We start from the raw sequence: 15,794 nt of genomic DNA, 5'->3' as shown, positions 1-15,794 counted from the left end.
ATTGGTCGAACACTGGGTGTCCGGCCGGACGCTCAGGCGAGGAGGCGGTAGACGACCGGCACCATCACCGCCGTCGCGACGCCGTTCAGGCACATCGCCAGCGCGGCGAAGCCGCCGGCGACGGGGCTGGTCTGCATCTCGCGCGCCAGGCCGATGGCATGCGCCGTCAGGCCGGCGGCGAAGCCGCGGACGCGGTCGTCCCGGATGCGCATCCAGCGCAGCAGCGGCTCCGAGAAGATGGCGCCGGCCACGCCGGTGACGGCGACCGCCAGCGCGGTGATGGACGCCTGCCCGCCGAAGCGCTCGGCCACCGGCATGGCGATGGGCATGGTCGCGGACTTGGGCGCCAGCGACGCCACCAGCGAGGCGCCCGCCCCCAGCACCCAGGCCAGCCCCATGGCCAGGGCGATCGCCGTCGCGCCGCCGACCAGCAGCGTGGCCGACAGCTCGCGCCAGACGGAACGCAGCCGCTGCAACTGCACGAACATGGGCACGGCCAGCGCCACCGTCGCCGGGCCGATCAGCGAGCGCAGCAGCCCGGTGGACTGCGCATAGACCGGATAGGGCTCGTCCAGCAGCGCGAGCAGCGCCATGATCAGCGCGGCGCCCGTCGCCACGGGGATCAGGAAGGGATGCGCGTTGCGCCAGCGGTAGATCTTCAGGGCGAGCACATAGACCAGGACGGATGCCGCCGACCAGGCCAGCACCTTGGCGATGCCGGGCGTCATCCCGCCGACGCCCCGGACGCGGCCGCGCGGCCGTGCAGCAGCCGCTGCAGCAGCGCCGCCGTCACCACCAGCGTCAGCGCCGTGCCGAGCAGGCACGACACCATGAACGGCAGCCAGTGGCCCTGCAGCATGTCCAGGTGGTCGAGCACGCCGGCCACCACCGGCATGAGGAACAGCATGATGTGCCGGAGCAGGCCGCCCGCCGCCAGGGCGATGGGCCGGGGGACGCGGCCCATCGCGACGAGCGCCGCCAGCAGCAGCAGCATGCCCACCAGCGCGCCCGGCAGCGGCAGCGCGAAGCGCGCGACGGCCGCGTCGCCGGCCTTCTGCAGCAGCAGCAGGATGGCGACGCCGAGGCAGAACTGGGCGGCGGCGGCGAGCCAGCGCAACGGAGAAGGTCGGGAGCGGGTTTCGGTCATGGGGAAGGAGTGTGCACGCCTGCCCAGCTTGCCAGTTCGGCGCAGCCGCATGCGACGCACTTCGCGCGCCGGATCGGGCCGATCTGATACGGCCGCGCGGACCCGCTTAGACTCGGCGGCATCCCCCGCTGCCCGCCGCCGCAAGCCATGCGCCCATTCCATCGCCTGACTTCCGCCGCCCCGGCCCGCACGCCGTGGCCCGCCGCGCTGCTGCTCGCGCTGTGCGCCTGCCTGCTGGCCGCCTGTTCCACGGCGCCGGGGCCGCGCCGGCCGACAGTGCCGCGCGCCGCCGTCTACCCGCCGCTCACGTCCGCGCAGGCCGACGACATCGCCATCCACGCGCTGGGCCTGGTAGGCACGCCCTACCGCTACGGCGGCAACACGCCCGAGGGCGGCTTCGACTGCAGCGGGCTGATCGGCTACGTCTACAGCAGCCGCGCCGGCCGGGCGCCGCCGCGCACCGTGGCGCAGCTCGGCAGCTTCGGCGAGCCGGTGCGCGCCGACGAGATCCGCACCGGCGACCTGGTGCTCTTCGGCCGCGGCCGGCCCACGCACGCGGGCATCTACGTGGGCGAGGGCCGCTTCGTGCACGCGCCCTCCACCGGCGGCACGGTGCGGCTGGACACACTGGCCGGCATCTACTGGTCGAAGCAGCCGCTGGAAGTGCGGCGGCCCTGAGCGCGCCCGTCTTGCTCCTCGCCCCTTTCGGGAAAGGGAGCAAGAAACTCTCAAGAAAACGCCGGGCCGCCCCAAGTTTTCTTGCCCCCCGCGGGGGGCGGGCTGGGCGCAGCCCGGCCCTGGGGGCACTCAATACTTCTTGCCGAAGTTCGCCGCGATGCGCTGCTTGAGGTAGTCGCCCGCGGTGATGGGCGGGTACTTGCCCGAGGGCGACTCGATCAGCGCGTCGCGGTTCGCCTGGCAGAAGAAGGCGATGCTGTAGCGCGGCCCCATGTATTCGCCCGGCTGCGGGTTGCGCACACGGTGGAAGTTGCTGGGCAGCCGGTCGTCGCTCCAGCGCATGAGCATGTCGCCGATGTTGCAGGTGATGACGTCCTCGTCGGGCGGGATCGACGTCCACTCCTGCTTCTCGAACTCGGCCCCCGGGCACACCTGCAGGCCGCCCTGCCCCTGGCGCTGGTAGAGGATGGTCAGGCAGTCGAAGTCGGTGTGCGCGCCGGCGCGCCACAGGTCGAGCTTGTCCTGCGCCTCGGGCGGGATGGCGTAGTAGTGCAGCAGGCGCAGCGTGCTCTGGTACTCGGGGCTGGCCTTGTCGTGCGCGCGGGTGAAGAAGTCCTCGTCGAAGCCCAGCTTCAGCGCGAAGCAGGACAGCACCTTCATCCCGACCTCCCAGCTCTTCTGCTCGAAGTCGAGCATCGCCGCCTTGAAGCCGGGCAGTTCTTCCTCGGTCGGGAACAGCCTGCCCATCAGCGGCAGCGTGATCTGGTAGCTCTCCTTCTGGTCGGCGGTGCCGGTGGAAGGGCGCACCTGCGCCTTGCTCTCCCAGCCGGCGTTGTTGGCCAGCGGGTACTGCGCCTTCACGCTGTCGGGCAGCGCGAAGAAACGCTCGGCCTCGCGAAAGGCGCCGCGGATGGCCTCCAGCGGCAGGCCGTGGTCGGTGAGCTGGAAGAAGCCGACGTCGACCGCGGCGTCCCACAACTGGTCGGCGATCCCGGCGCGGCGGCGCTCGAAGTCGGCCAGGCTGATGCGGCGCACTTCGCGCGCAGTGGTTTCCGAGCCCATCGCGCCCATGCGCGATTCCTTGCTCAGTTCGTGGAGGGTGTGGGTGGCAGAAGAGTTCATGGCGAGCGACCGGTCTGGTGTGGTTCGGGTGGAGGACGGACCACCCGGCGCCCGGCAGCGTGCGCTCCGGGACGCCGGGCGCCCGGAGAGCAATGACCCCCGGCGACCTGCGCCGGTGCACGCTTCTACTCTCGCCCTCCTTCTTGCAAGTTCCACGCCCGCGTATTGCACGCCCGCGGCGCCGGGGGCCGGGCAGCGGCGCGCCGATTTGATGCGCGCCGGCCTCAAGACGGTGCAGCACGGGCCGCCGGACGCCGCCTCGGGACGGCACGGAACCTGCTCGCACTCCAGCCACGAGTAGAAGCGTTCAGCGGCCCGGCCTGCCGGCAGCCGCCCGGAAATTGCTCTGGATGACCCGCGCTGCGCGGCCCGCGTGGCGCGCCCTGCGCACACCTGTGTCTTCACGGAGTTCCACCACCATGCTTCCCCGCCGCTCCCTCCTGCGCGCCGCCGGCGCCACCGCCTCCCTGCTCGCCGCCGCGCCCTTCGTGCGCGCCCAGGGCTCGCTGCAGAAATTCAGGTTCAACCTCGGCTGGAAGGTCGAGGCCACCGCCGCCGGCTTCCTGCTGGCGCACCAGCGCGGCTATTACAAGGACGCGGGCCTGGACGTCGCCATCGACACCGGCAACGGCTCGGCCGCCGCCATCAGCCTGGTGGGCAGCGGCGCCTACGACTGCGCCTCGGCCGACCTGGCGACGATGGTGGAGTTCAACGTCAACAACCCCACCGCCGGCCTGAAGGCGGTGGCGATCCAGTACGACCTGAACCCCAACGCCATCCTCGTGCGCAGGAACGGCCCCATCGCCCGGCCGGCCGACCTGGCGGGCAAGACGCTGCTGGGCCAGCCCTTCAACGCCTCGCGCAAGCTGTTCCCCGTGTTCGCCAAGGCGCAGGGCTTCGACCCTTCGGGCGTGAAGTGGGAGAACGTGGCGCCCGACATCGGCGACACGCGCTTCGTCAAGGGCGACTTCGACGGCTCGGCCTACTTCTACTTCACCGGCCTGCTCAACCTCAAGCTGCGCGGCATGGGCCCCGAGCAGATCCGCATGTTCCGCTTCTCCGACCACGGCATGAAGTCGTACGGCAACGGCCTGGTCGCCAACGCGAAGAGCATGGAGCAGGCCGAGGCGATGAAGGCCTTCGTGAAGGCCACCACGCGCGGCTGGATCGAGGCGATGGCCGACACCCGGGCCGGCGCCGCCGCCGTGAAGGCGCGCGAGCCGCTGGCCAACGAGCAGATCGAGCACGAGCGCCTGAAGCTCATCGTCGAGGGCAGCATGGACACGCCCGGCACCCGCAGCCACGGCTGGGGCGCCGCCACGCCGGAGCGCATCCAGGCCACCATCGCCGAGACGGTGGACGCCTTCGGCCTGAAGTCCTCGCCGGCCGTGGCCGACATCTGGACCGAGCGCTTCCTGCCCTCGCCGGCCGACCGCAAGCTGAAGGCCTGAGGCCGTGGCGGCGATCCCCGTCATCGACCTCTCCGGGGCGCTGGCACCCGGCGGTCCGCGCAGCGCCGAGGTGGCCGCGCAGCTGCGCGCGGCGGCCATGGCCTCTGGCTTCTTCTACGTGCGGCATCACGGCGTGCCGGCCGATCAGGTGGCGCGGCAGTTCGCGCTGGCACGCCGGCTGCTGGAGGACGTGCCCGCCGCCACGCGCGAGGCGCTGGACATGCGCCACTCGCCGACGATGCGCGGCTACGAGAACCTCGGCGCGCAAACGCTGGACGCCGATGCGCGGCCCGACCTCAAGGAAAGCTTCTACTGCGGCATGGCCTACCCGGCCGACCACCCCTACGTGGTCGCCGGCCACCAGACCTACGGCCACAACCAGTGGCCGGCCGAGGTGCCCGAGGCGCCCGCGGCGTGCGAGGCGTACATCCAGGCGATGCTCGCGCTCTCGCGCCGGCTGATGCAGTTGCTCGCGCTGTCGCTGCACCTGCCCGAGACGTACTTCGATGCGACCAGCGAGAGTCCGATGGTCACGCTGCGCATGATCCGCTACCCCGCGCACCCCGAGGGCGCCGACGAGCGCACCTTCGGCGCCGGCGCGCACACCGACTGGGGCGCCGTCACCATCCTCGCGCAGGACGCGCACGGCGGCCTCGAAGTGCAGACGCCCGAAGGCGACTGGGTGCCGGCCACGCCGATGGAAGGCTGCTTCGTCGTCAACCTGGGCGACATGATCCCGCGCTGGACCAACGGCCTGTACCACTCCAACCCGCACCGCGTGCGCAACCTGCACTCGGGCGGCGCGGCGCGCTGGTCGATCCCCTTCTTCTACGAGCCCGACTACTTCGCGCGCATCGAGGCCGTGCCCGGCACGGTGCCCGAGGGCGAGGCGCCGCGCTTCGCGCCCTGCACCGCCGGCGAGCACCTGGTCGAGATGTACCGCCGCAGCTACGGCTTGAAGCAGCAGGCGGCAGCCGCATGAAGCTCTGGTTCAACCTGATGTGCCGCGACGTCGAGGCGCAGTTCGCCTTCTACCGCGCCGTGTTCGGCCTGCCCGAGGCCGAGGCGGCGCGCTCGCCGATCTATCGCGCGGTGGAGACGGCGGACTTCCAGTTCGGCTTCAACGATGCCCGCGCCGCCTACGGGCTGCTCGGCCTCGACGGACGCCGGCCGGGCGACGACGCGCGGCCCCGCCCCACCGTCGCCTACGCCACGCTGATGCTCGGCTCGCCCGCCGCCGTCGATGCGGCCGTGCAGGCGGCGCAGGCGCACGGCGGCCGCGTGCTCAAGGGCCCCTTCGCCACCTACTACGGCCAGTGGCAGGCGGTGCTGGCCGACCCGGAGGACAACGTCTTCCGCATCGCCTCGGCCGGCCTGCCCGATGGCGTGACGGCGCCCGCGCTCTCGCGCCCCTGACATGCAGTTGCGTTCAACGATATCAATCAGCCCGAACGGTTCTCGTCGATTGAACGCAAATCCGTATAGCGCGCGCCCCCGGGTCGGGCCTCTTGCGGCGCCGCGGCAGCGCGGCCCACACTCGCGGCCATGACTCCCGCCCTGCCCTCAGCGCCCGCCGGCGCCGTGCGCCGCTGGTCCACCGACGCGGTGGGCGCGGCCGAGCGGCTGGACTACTGGGTCGGCGCGATCTGCGAAGGCTTCCTCGAAATGGCGGCCACCAGCCCGCGCAGCGCCGACTTCCACTCCAGCCTGGAGGCGGTGGACTGGGGCCCCGTCTCGGTGAACCAGGTGCGCGGCAGCGCGCAGGACGTCTACCGCACCCGCGCCGCCATCGCCCGCAGCCGCGAGAACTTCTGCTACCTGCTGTGCAAGACCGACAGCGCCTGGAGCGCCGTGCAAGCATCGCGCGGCGCCCGCCTGCTGCCCGGCGACCTGGTGCTCGTCGATTCGCGCGAGCGCTACGAATTCCACTTCCCCGAGCGCGCCGACACGGTGTCGCTGCAGTTGCGTCCCGAGTGGCTCGAACGCTGGCTGCCGGACATCCGCGCCGCCGCCGGCCGGCGCATCGACGGGCAGCAGGGCTGGGGCCGCGCGCTGAGCGCCTTCGCCTGCCAGCTCACGCCGGCCCTGGCGGCCGCGCCGCCGCTGCCCGCCGCGCTGCTGACCGACCAGCTCGGCGCGCTGATCGCGCTGGCCGCCGGCACGCCGCCGCAGGACGAACCGGCCCTGGCCTCGCTGCGCCGCCGCATCCTCGACCGGGTGCGCGAGCGCCATGCCGAGCCGGGCCTGACGGCCGCCGCCATCGCCGCGGACCTGGGCATCTCCGAGCGCACGCTGCACCGCAGCCTGGCCGGCGGCGAGCTGAGCTTCGCGCATCACCTCATGGCCTGCCGCATGGAGGTCGCGGCACGCCTGCTGGCCGATGCGCGCTTCGACCGGCTCACCGTGGCCGAGATCGGCCGGCGCGTGGGGCTGCTCGACGCGTCGCACTTCGTGCGCACCTGCCGCGCACGCCTGGGCGCCACGCCGGCGCAGCTTCGCCGCCAGCGGCGCTGAGCGGCCACGCGGCCGGCGCGCAGCGGCCATCCGCCGCACCGCGCGCTGCCTAGATTTGCGGGCTCCGAACCACCCACAAGGAGACCGCCATGTCCGACACCTACGTCCTCGTCCACGGCGCCTGGCACACCGGCGCCGAGATGGAAGCCACCGCCGAGCACCTGCGCGCCGCCGGCCATGCCGTGCACTGCCCGACGCTCGCCGGCAACCGCCCCGGCGACGACCGCAGCCGCACCGGCCTGGCCGACGCCGTCGCCTCGCTGGTCGAGTTCGTCGAGGCGCACGACCTGCACGAGGTGCGCCTGGTCGGCCACAGCTACGGCGGCATGGTCATCTCCGGCGCGGCCGAGCGCATCGCGCCGCGCCTGCGGCGGCTGGTGTACGTGAACGCCTTCGTGCCGCTGCCCGGCCAGTGCCTGAACGACCTCGTGCCGCCGCACTATGTCGCGCTGTTCGACGCGCTGGCCGGTGCGCAGGACAACGCGGTGATGCTGCCCTTCGAGATCTGGCGCGAGGCCTTCATCAACGACGCCGACCTCGACCTGGCCCGCAGCAGCTACGCGCAGCTCAACCCGCACCCCTACCGCACCTTCACCGACGCTGTCGACCTGCCGCGCCCGCTGGCCGAGCTGCCCGTCGCCAAGTCGTACCTCAACTGCCGGCAGGACACCGCGATGCCGCACGGCTTGCCGTGGCATCCGCGCCTGTCGGAACGGCTGGGGCTGTTCCGCCTGGTCGAGTGCGACGGCAGCCACGAGATGTGGTTCAGCCAGCCGCGCGCGCTGGCCGACGCTATCCTGCGGGCCGGCCGCGACTGAAGCGTCGCCCCTGGGTCGGCGATGCTGCACCGCACGCACATACCGAAGTTCTCCGGCGGCAACCAGGGGTGTTACGAGTCGTTCAGCCCGCGGTCATGACGGGCCTGCACAATGGGTCGCACGCACTGGAGGCCCGTCCATGTCCCTGGAGTACCTTGCAAGCATCGTCAAGGCCCGCTTCCCACTCGTGGTGCGCCGCGTGAGCGACGTCGACAACGTACGGCTACTCAAGGCCGCCGAACTCGTCACCGCGTCCGTGCCGCAGGGCCCGCTGAACACGCCCGACGGCGCCGAGGCCGAGGCGGTGGTCTTCGGCATCACCGAGCGCGGCGAACTGGCGCTGCGCAGCAGGCGCCTGCCCGAGGCGCCGCTGCGGCGCGGACGTGCGCTGGACGACGACTGAACCGCCGCCGATCGGCCAACCGTCAGCCCGGCGCCCGCAGCCTGAGCGCCAGCCGCGCCAGCGACTGCACCACGCCCTGCACCGCCTGCGCGGCGCGAGGCTCCTTCAATCCGCCCTGCGCATCGAAGGCCTCGTGCGCGCGGCCGAGCGCGAACTGCTGCGGCGCCACCAGCATGGCGAAGGCCATCTGCAGGTACTGCCGCACGAAGTTCATCGAGCGCAGCCCGCCCGCGGGGCCGGGCGAGGCCGACAGCAACGCCACCGGCCGCTCGGCGGTGGCAGCCAGGCCCGAAGGGTTCGCCTCGGTGGCCGGGATGCGCGAGAGCCAGTCGAAGGCGTTGACGAACAGCGGCGTCGGGAAGCCGTTGTACTCGGGCGTGACCACCAGCAGCGCATCGGCCGCCAGCACGGCGCGCTGCAGCTCCAGCGCGCCGGCCGGCACGCCCTCGGCCGCCTCCAGGTCGCCGTCGTAGACGGGCAGCGCCAGCGCGCGCAGGTCGAGCACGTGCACGTCGATGCCGTCGGCGCGCGCCATCGCTGCGGCGCAGGCGGCCAGCCGACGGTTGAGCGAGCCTTCGCGCGCGCTGGCGGGGATCACGAGCAGTCGCAGGGGGGTCGTCGTCGTCATGGCGTCACTCCGCGAGCGTGGTGTCGATGCGCACCTCGCCCGTCAGCAGCTTGTGGATGGGGCAGGCGTTGGCCACCTGCAGCAGGCGCTCGCGCTGGGCGGCGTCCAGCGCGCCCTGCAGGGTGATGCTGCGCTCGATGCCGGTGCCTGCCGCGCCAGGCGGCGCGGCGGCGTAGCGCAGCGCCACCTGCACGCCGTCCAGCGGCCACGCCTTGCGGGACGCGAACATCTTCAGCGTGATGGCGGTGCAGGCACCCAGGCTGGACAACAGCAGCGCATGCGGCGTCGGCCCGCTGTCGCCGCCGCCCAGGGCGGCAGGCTCGTCGGCGCCCCAGGCGTGGCCGGCGTCGTCGCTGAGCGCGACCGCATACGGTGCGGCGCCGATGGCGGCATGGACAGTGACTTCAGCGGACATGGCTTTCCTTTCTGCGCGGACCCGGGCCGGGGCCCGTCATGCTGCCATCCGCCCGAAGCGGCCGGCGTTGAAGTCGTCGACGGCCTGGTGGATCTCGGCCTCGCTGTTCATCACGAAGGGGCCGTAGCCGACCACCGGCTCCTCGATCGGCTCGCCGGCCAGCCACAGCAGGCCGGCATCGCTCTCGGCCTCGATCGCCACCTCGCCGCCCGCGCGGTCGAAGTGCACCAACTGGCCCTCGCGCGCCACCTGGCCCTGGATGCGCACCGCGCCGCGCAGCACCACCAGCGCCAGCGTGTGGCCCGGCGTCGCCGGCAGGCGCGCGGTAGCGCCCTGGGCCAGGCGCACATCCCATACGTCGATGGGCGTGAAGGTGCGCGCCGGGCCGCGGCGGCCGTCGAAGGCACCGGCGATCACACGCAGCCGGCCGGCGCCGCCGGGCAGATCCACGGCGGGGATGTCGCGGTCCAGCAGCGTCTGGTAGCCGGGCGCGGCCATCTTGTCCTTGGCCGGCAGGTTCACCCACAGCTGCACCATCTCGATGGTGCCGCCGCGCTCGGTGAACGCATGCGAGTGGAACTCCTCGTGCAGGATGCCGCCGGCCGCCGTCATCCACTGCACGTCGCCGGGGCCGATCAGGCCGCCGGCGCCGGTCGAGTCGCGGTGCTCCACCTCGCCCTGGTAGACGATGGTCACGGTCTCGAAGCCGCGGTGCGGGTGCTGGCCCACGCCGCGCGGCCGCGCCGCCGGCGCGAAGGCGGTCGGCTGCGCGTGGTCGAGCAGCAGGAAGGGGCTCAGGTGCCGGCCCAGCCCGTCGTAGCCGAAGAGCGACCGCACGGGAAAGCCGTCGCCCACCCAGTGCGGGCGCGGCGCGCTGTGGATGCCGAGGATCTTGCTCATGCTCATCTCCTGAAAAGGGGCGGCCGCCAACGCGCGGCCATGAAGAAAGCATATGGGCGCAACGGGCAAAGCGGTAGGCAGCAGAATCGGCCATCAGCGTTCCACGGAAAGAACGATGAGAGACCTCAACGACCTCTATTTCTACGCGCAGGTGGTGGAGCACGGCGGCTTCGCCCCGGCCGGCCGGGCGCTGGGCCTGCCCAAGTCGCGCCTGTCGCGGCGCATCGCGCAGCTGGAGGAGCGGCTGGGCGTGCGCCTGATCCAGCGCTCCAGCCGCCGCTTCGCCGTCACCGAGATCGGCCAGACCTACTACGCGCACTGCAAGGCCATGCTGGTGGAGGCCGAGGCGGCGGAGGAAGCCATCGCCCTCACCCACGCCGAGCCCTGCGGCATCGTGCGCATGACCTGCCCGGTGGCGCTGCTGGACCTGCGCGTGGCCGACATGCTGGCCGCCTTCATGGCCGCGCATCCGCGGGTGGAGGTGCACCTGGAGGACACCAACCGCCGGGTGGACGTGGTGGGCGAAGGCATCGACCTGGCGATCCGCGTGCGCCCGCCGCCCATCGAGGACAGCGACCTGGTCCTGCGCGTGCTGGCCGAGCGCGGCCAGTGCCTGGTGGCCGCGCCGGGCCTGCTGGCCGGGCGCGAGGCGCTGCGCTCGCCGGCCGACCTGGGGGGGCTGCCCAGCCTGGAGCTGGCGCTGCCGCAGAACGAGCATGCATGGCGGCTGCTGGGCCCGGACGGCGCGCAGGCCGTCGTGCCGCACCGCCCGCGCTTGGTCACCCGCAGCATGGCCGCGCTGCGCGCCGCCGCGCTGGCCGGCGTGGGCGTGGTGCAGTTGCCGTCCATGCTGGTGGTCGACGCGATCGAACGCGGTGAGTTGGTGCGGGTGCTGCCCGGCTGGGCCCCGCGGCGCGAGGTCGTCCATGCCGTGTTCCCCTCGCGCCGCGGGCTGCTGCCGGCGGTGCGGGCGCTGTTGGACTTTCTGGCGGAGCGGTTCGCGGCGCTGGATGAGGAATGAGGCTGGCGGGAGGCTTGCGATGGCGGTTGGCTGCGCGTGACCTGTTGTAGGCCCCATTCCTTTCAGGCTGGACTTCCGCTTTGCAGCGGTTGCCGATGTTCGCGATATCCTCATGGCCGGCCGCTGTCGGCCAACGGCGGTCCGTCACGAGCGACAGCTTTGGGCCACTGCGCGAAGCCACGGCAATCCAGGAAATACTCGACCTGCGCAAGACCTGAACGCCGCAGAGAGGTCGACACGGCGAAATAGCGCAAGCGCCCTCTGGCTGGCGAATACACGCACGGCGCGGCCAAGTACGCTGCGCGATGTGCAATGCTTGGATCATGGCCTCATTGACGAGCCAACCTACACCCGGCAAATCGCCGGCATAAGCTATTCAGGCCCTGCCGATATTTGCGATCTGAATCAACTCCTGAACGAGGATACGGGCGCCTGACTGCAGTTTGGTCAGATCGGGCGCGTGGGCAATGAAACGGCGGGCATGGGCAGCCCAATTGCCTATCTGCCGGGCATCCTTGAGGGCCGTCTTGGCGTCCCGACCGAGGTTGATCCCCAAATGGCCTTTTTCACCGCAAGCGCGTTCGACAAGGTCGGCAAGCATGAAGTAGTTGCCGGCGCCGTCGCGAATTTCGGCCTCTCGTCCAAGGTGCTCGTAGGCCTCGATGATCAACGTCTCGAGCAGACGACGCAGCATGACGGCAGCCGCGTTGTAGTACGCAGCGCGGTAGCAACCGTTGAGTTCTCGGCACACGGCCTCGATGTATCCACGATTACTGCGCCACACCGGTTCCGGCAAGAAACCGGCGCCGTGATCCATCGTTGGCTGAACGCCTTCCAGGTGCTCGGGAAGCCATGCCCTGATTAGCTTGCGGGAGCCGGGCTTGAGCACAAATCCGGCACTCCTCTCTACCGCGAGCTTGCTCTTGCGGATGCCGTCGCCTACCGCCACAGAGTTCGCCGAGCCAATGTGATGGTCGCTGAGCAGCCGTGTGAGCCGCCCGGCGGTCATGGCGATGTTGGGCTGCTCCTGATCGTGGTACCACAGCAGCGCGAGCGCCTTTTCCGCATTGGTCTTCTTCTGGAGGCCGCCGACGATCTCGCAGAAGTCTTCAAGCGATGGGTTCACTTCAGGCCTTGCGCGCGGCCATGTCGTGCTCGACGTAATTCTCGCCGATGGTCGTCACCTGCATCGCGTCTGGCGTGCTCCAGTTGAGCCAAGCCTTTTGCTTTTTCATGTTTCGCACAGTCGAGCGTAAGTCTGCTGGGAGCGGCTTGCTCACGTCCTTGAACGCAGTGCGAATGTGCCCAAAGCCGATGGCGGACATGCCCATGTGATGCTGCATGTAGTACACGACCACCACGGTCTGATCCATGTCGCCCTTCGGAGCCTTCTCCGCAAAAAACTCGCGCAACGTCTGCTTGCCATCGGGACGGAAGTCCATGTCTGGCACGAGTTCAATCCCGACGTTGTGATCTCGCTTCGGCCCCGTACCGCGCTTGCGGGCGGGGGCGGGGGCGGGCGCCTCAGCTTCGACGTCAGTCTCCGCCGCGTTGACAACCTCCGCCGGTTCCTCGCCGGTCTCGGCGGCCGGCGCAGCCAAATTTGCCGCCGCGCCATTCATGACGACGCGCGCAGGTACGGGAGCAGCGCGGTTCATTGCCTGCACCATCGTCTTCAACGCCTCCTTGATGCTGTCGTTGTTGCCCTCGACCTCAGCGAAGAAGATGCGTACCTTCGCCTTGTCAGGGGACGGATCGGGGTCCTGATTCCTCTTGGCCATATGCGCGTCAGGTTGCGAAAACTCACATTTTACTTGCGCGGCCTGCAAGATCGAATTGCATGTTGCCTGGCCATGGACCACGCGCGATCTAAAGCTATCCGGTTCGCGCGCGGCGGGGGGTTCAGTCGGCGGGCTACTGCGTGAGCCTGGAGCGATGAGGCAATTTTGTCGGAATTGAATTCCCTATTGCGCAGGCATCAAGCTCTTGAGGCCGTCGCGTTGTCGGTGCACATGACAGCAAGATTTCGGCAGGTTGACTACACCGTGCGCGAGTCGGAGCGGAACGGCTGCTTTGAGGACACGAATTCGGTGGATTGAAAGTCTGCAACGGGTCGGAAGCTACTGATCGTCATGTCTACCGCGAGCGGCGGCCACCAGTCTCAAGCCGACGACGACCAAGTAGCCGTCCGCCTCCCAGCAGTTGCGATCGCAGGCGAACTCACGCCGCCTGACGCCAAGCAGTCGCCGAGGCCCGCTCAGTTCCCAGCCTCGACCTTGGGCTTGAAGATATGGATGGTTTCGCCGCGCGCGAGCATCTCCACGAGTTGGGCGATCCGCCTCGCGCGCGTCTCGGCTTTCACGGCCGTTTGAATGCGCCACAGGATCGCGTAGCGATTTGCGGCGTTGATCGTCGAGAAGAACGCTTTCGCCATCGGGGCGGCGTCGAGCGCCGCGGTCAGGTCTTCGGGGACCACGGACGTACGCGCGCCGTCGTATGCCCGCGCCCATCGGCCATCGGCCTTGGCGGCCTCGACCTGCGCAAGGCCCGGCGCCTTCATGCGGCCCGCCTCGATGAGCGTCGCCACTTTGTCGACGTTGACTCTCGACCATACGCTGCGGGCGCGCCTGGGCGTGAATCGCTGGAGGAAATACTGCTCGTCCAGCCCCTTCTTCTGACCGTCGATCCAGCCCCAGCAGAGCGCGATCTCCACCGCTTCGAGGTAGGTGACGCTGGCTGCGTCGGCACGGCGCTTGGCGATCTTGAGCCAGAGGCCCGGGGACGTGGCATGGTGCTGTTTCAACCAGGTTTCAAACGCCTTGGCGCTCTTGAACAAGGCCGGGCTGTCGGCAGACTTGTCGATGGGCATGCGTGGAGTGTGCATGAAGGGAAGCGACGTCGGTGGCCGGTGTCCACGACGATCGCCGCCTGATCGCCGCTGCCTCCCGGGCTGCCGGGTCGAAGCACGCGCTTGTCAGCCCTGGCCGACGCCGGCCGCGCCGCGCTTGCGCTAAGGTCGGTCTCCTGTGAGTCACGCCGCGCCGCCTCCCGCCCCGCCCTCCACCGACATCCCCGCCCGCCTCGACCGCCTGCCCTGGTCGCGCTGGCACTGGCGCGTGGTGGTCGCGCTGGGCATCGCCTGGGTGCTCGACGGGCTGGAGGTGACGATGGTCGGCTCGCTGGGCGGCGTGCTGGAGCGCGGCGACACGCTGGCACTGACGGCCGCGCAGGTCGGCCTGGCCGGCTCGCTGTACGTGGCCGGCGCGGTGATCGGTGCGCTGGTGTTCGGCCGCATGACGGACCGGCTGGGGCGCAAGAAGCTGTTCCTGCTCACCCTGCTGGTGTACGCGGCCGCCACTTTCGCCACCGCCTTCTCGCCGGGCTTCGCCTTCTTCGCGGTGTGCCGCTTCTTCACCGGCCTGGGCATCGGCGGCGAGTACGCGGCCATCAACTCGGCCATCGACGAGCTGATCCCGGCGCGCGTGCGCGGGCGCGTCAACCTCGCCATCAACGGCAGCTTCTGGCTGGGTGCGGCGCTGGGCGCGGGCCTGGCGCTGGTGCTGCTCGACGAGCGCGTGCTCGGCCCGGTGCAGGGCTGGCGCGCCGGCTTCGCGCTGGGCGCGCTGCTGGCGGTGGCGATCGTGCTGGTGCGCCGCCACGTGCCGGAAAGCCCGCGCTGGCTGATCGCGCACGGCCGCCGCGAGGAGGCCGAGCGCATCGTCGCCGCCATCGAGGCCGAGGTGCAGGCCGCACACGGCCCGCTGCCACCCGCCGGGGCGCATTCGCCCGTCGCGCGCCGCACCAGCCCGTCGATGCGCGAGGTGGCGCGGGTGCTGCTGCGGCACTACCGCACGCGCAGCGGCGTGGCGCTGGCGCTGATGCTCTCGCAGGCCTTCTTCTACAACGCCATCTTCTTCACCTATGCGCTGGTGCTCACGCGCTACTACGGCGTGCCGGAAGGCAGGGTGGCGCTGTACATCTTCCCCTTCGCGCTGGGCAACGTGCTGGGGCCGCTGCTGCTCGGGCCGCTGTTCGACCGCGTGGGGCGCCGCCGCATGATCGCCCTCACCTACGTCGGCGCCGGCATCGGGCTGGCGCTGACCGGCTGGGCCTTCATGGCCGGCCTGCTGGACGCGCGCACCCAGGCGCTGGCCTGGTCGGCGGTGTTCTTCCTCGCTTCCGCCGCGGCCAGCTCGGCCTACCTCACGGTCAGCGAGGTGTTTCCGCTGGAGATGCGCGCGCTCGCCATCGCTCTCTTCTACGCCGTGGGCACCGGCGCCGGCGGCTTCATCGCGCCGTGGCTGTTCGGCGCGCTGATCGAGACCGGCAGCCGCGGCGCGGTGACGGTGGGCTACGGCATCGGCGCGGTGCTGGTGATCGGCGCCGGGCTGCTGGCGCTGCGCTTCGCGGTCAACGCGGAGCGGCGCGCGCTGGAGGACATCGCGCCGCCGCTGTCGTGGGCCGACGAGGCTCAGCCGCGGCGGGTGGAGGGCGAGCGGCAGGTGCGCCAGCCGAACAGCGAATAGGCCGGGCAGCGGCGCAGCAGGCCGGTGGCCAGCGGCAGCAGGCCGATCCAGCCCCAGGGGCCGATCTGCCCCGCCAGGGCCAAGCCGATGAGCACGAGGCCGAGCAGCACGCGCAGCGCGCGGTCGAGGGTGCCGACGTTGGGTTGCATGGCGATCTCCGAAGACGAGGAA

The 15,794-nt window shown here is 71.0% G+C and carries 19 protein-coding genes; 9 read left to right on the top strand and 10 right to left on the bottom strand.

The annotated features are described in order from the left end of the window. Window positions 1-32: 32 nt before the first annotated feature. The gene (locus tag Q392_RS05880; protein ID WP_038202996.1) at window positions 33-728 is read right to left on the bottom strand and encodes an LrgB family protein; all 696 of its coding nucleotides are present in this window, start codon (window positions 726-728) and stop codon (window positions 33-35) included. After that, window positions 725-1,147, bottom strand: a complete 423-nt coding sequence (locus tag Q392_RS05875; protein WP_084216873.1) for a CidA/LrgA family protein — start codon at window positions 1,145-1,147, stop codon at window positions 725-727. Before Q392_RS05875 ends, Q392_RS05880 begins: the two co-directional genes overlap by 4 nt. 147 nt (window positions 1,148-1,294) lie before the next feature. Between Q392_RS05875 and Q392_RS05870 the strand changes: the two genes are divergently transcribed. Continuing rightward, a complete protein-coding gene (locus tag Q392_RS05870) occupies window positions 1,295-1,825 on the top strand; it encodes a C40 family peptidase (protein ID WP_084216871.1) in 531 nt (176 codons plus the stop codon). A gap of 129 nt (window positions 1,826-1,954) precedes the next feature. Here Q392_RS05870 and Q392_RS05865 read toward each other — a convergent pair whose 3' ends face one another. After that, window positions 1,955-2,947 (bottom strand): isopenicillin N synthase family dioxygenase, encoded by a 993-nt coding sequence (locus tag Q392_RS05865; RefSeq protein ID WP_038202993.1) that lies wholly within the window; start codon window positions 2,945-2,947, stop codon window positions 1,955-1,957. Window positions 2,948-3,366: 419 nt separating this feature from the next. On the opposite strand from Q392_RS05865, the gene Q392_RS05860 reads away from it, so the two are divergent. The 6 genes from Q392_RS05860 (at window position 3,367) to Q392_RS05835 (ending at window position 8,133) form a co-directional block, all read left to right on the top strand. Next, the gene (locus Q392_RS05860) at window positions 3,367-4,398 is read left to right on the top strand and encodes an ABC transporter substrate-binding protein (protein ID WP_038202990.1); all 1,032 of its coding nucleotides are present in this window, start codon (window positions 3,367-3,369) and stop codon (window positions 4,396-4,398) included. Between the two features lie 4 nt (window positions 4,399-4,402). Further along, window positions 4,403-5,380 (top strand): isopenicillin N synthase family dioxygenase, encoded by a 978-nt coding sequence (locus Q392_RS05855; protein ID WP_038202987.1) that lies wholly within the window; start codon window positions 4,403-4,405, stop codon window positions 5,378-5,380. Further along, a complete protein-coding gene (locus Q392_RS05850) occupies window positions 5,377-5,814 on the top strand; it encodes a VOC family protein (RefSeq protein ID WP_038202984.1) in 438 nt (145 codons plus the stop codon). Before Q392_RS05855 ends, Q392_RS05850 begins: the two co-directional genes overlap by 4 nt. A 129-nt stretch (window positions 5,815-5,943) precedes the next feature. Beyond that, window positions 5,944-6,912 carry a helix-turn-helix domain-containing protein gene (locus Q392_RS05845; RefSeq protein ID WP_211260202.1) on the top strand — a complete coding sequence of 323 codons (969 nt, stop codon included), beginning with the start codon at window positions 5,944-5,946 and terminating at the stop codon, window positions 6,910-6,912. Between the two features lie 89 nt (window positions 6,913-7,001). After that, on the top strand, window positions 7,002-7,730 hold the full coding sequence (locus Q392_RS05840; protein WP_038202969.1) for an alpha/beta fold hydrolase: 729 nt from the start codon (window positions 7,002-7,004) through the stop codon (window positions 7,728-7,730). Between the two features lie 139 nt (window positions 7,731-7,869). Continuing rightward, window positions 7,870-8,133: a hypothetical protein gene (locus Q392_RS05835; protein WP_038202968.1), complete on the top strand. Its 264-nt coding sequence runs from the start codon at window positions 7,870-7,872 to the stop codon at window positions 8,131-8,133. A gap of 22 nt (window positions 8,134-8,155) precedes the next feature. Here Q392_RS05835 and Q392_RS05830 read toward each other — a convergent pair whose 3' ends face one another. Genes Q392_RS05830 through Q392_RS05820 form a run of 3 tightly spaced genes read right to left on the bottom strand, consistent with a single transcriptional unit; the run spans window position 8,156 to window position 10,076 of the window. Continuing rightward, window positions 8,156-8,761: an NADPH-dependent FMN reductase gene (locus tag Q392_RS05830; protein WP_038202965.1), complete on the bottom strand. Its 606-nt coding sequence runs from the start codon at window positions 8,759-8,761 to the stop codon at window positions 8,156-8,158. Between the two features lie 4 nt (window positions 8,762-8,765). Continuing rightward, window positions 8,766-9,176 carry an OsmC family protein gene (locus Q392_RS05825; RefSeq protein ID WP_038202962.1) on the bottom strand — a complete coding sequence of 137 codons (411 nt, stop codon included), beginning with the start codon at window positions 9,174-9,176 and terminating at the stop codon, window positions 8,766-8,768. A 36-nt stretch (window positions 9,177-9,212) separates the two neighbouring features. After that, on the bottom strand, window positions 9,213-10,076 hold the full coding sequence (locus Q392_RS05820; protein WP_038203479.1) for a pirin family protein: 864 nt from the start codon (window positions 10,074-10,076) through the stop codon (window positions 9,213-9,215). A 115-nt stretch (window positions 10,077-10,191) separates the two neighbouring features. On the opposite strand from Q392_RS05820, the gene Q392_RS05815 reads away from it, so the two are divergent. After that, window positions 10,192-11,097 carry a LysR family transcriptional regulator gene (locus Q392_RS05815; RefSeq protein ID WP_038202959.1) on the top strand — a complete coding sequence of 302 codons (906 nt, stop codon included), beginning with the start codon at window positions 10,192-10,194 and terminating at the stop codon, window positions 11,095-11,097. Window positions 11,098-11,473: 376 nt separating this feature from the next. Here Q392_RS05815 and Q392_RS05810 read toward each other — a convergent pair whose 3' ends face one another. The 3 genes from Q392_RS05810 to Q392_RS05800 form a co-directional block, all read right to left on the bottom strand. Continuing rightward, a complete protein-coding gene (locus Q392_RS05810) occupies window positions 11,474-12,223 on the bottom strand; it encodes a DUF4145 domain-containing protein (RefSeq protein WP_038202956.1) in 750 nt (249 codons plus the stop codon). A gap of 1 nt (window position 12,224) precedes the next feature. Continuing rightward, entirely contained in the window at window positions 12,225-12,926 is a 702-nt protein-coding gene (locus Q392_RS05805; protein ID WP_157007803.1) for a hypothetical protein, read from the bottom strand. Between the two features lie 428 nt (window positions 12,927-13,354). After that, window positions 13,355-13,966 carry a YdeI/OmpD-associated family protein gene (locus Q392_RS05800; RefSeq protein ID WP_038202950.1) on the bottom strand — a complete coding sequence of 204 codons (612 nt, stop codon included), beginning with the start codon at window positions 13,964-13,966 and terminating at the stop codon, window positions 13,355-13,357. Between the two features lie 157 nt (window positions 13,967-14,123). Between Q392_RS05800 and Q392_RS05795 the strand changes: the two genes are divergently transcribed. Next, window positions 14,124-15,623: an MFS transporter gene (locus Q392_RS05795; RefSeq protein ID WP_051952957.1), complete on the top strand. Its 1,500-nt coding sequence runs from the start codon at window positions 14,124-14,126 to the stop codon at window positions 15,621-15,623. Here Q392_RS05795 and Q392_RS05790 read toward each other — a convergent pair. Beyond that, a complete protein-coding gene (locus tag Q392_RS05790) occupies window positions 15,569-15,772 on the bottom strand; it encodes a YgaP family membrane protein (protein ID WP_038202947.1) in 204 nt (67 codons plus the stop codon). The genes Q392_RS05795 and Q392_RS05790 overlap by 55 nt on opposite strands. Window positions 15,773-15,794: the final 22 nt, after the last annotated feature.

Origin of the sequence: Xenophilus azovorans DSM 13620 (assembly GCF_000745855.1) — a bacterium.
In the GTDB taxonomy this organism is placed as follows: domain Bacteria; phylum Pseudomonadota; class Gammaproteobacteria; order Burkholderiales; family Burkholderiaceae_C; genus Xenophilus; species Xenophilus azovorans.
Note: the sequence above shows the minus strand (reverse complement) of the source record. Positions and strands in the feature narration are given on the sequence as shown.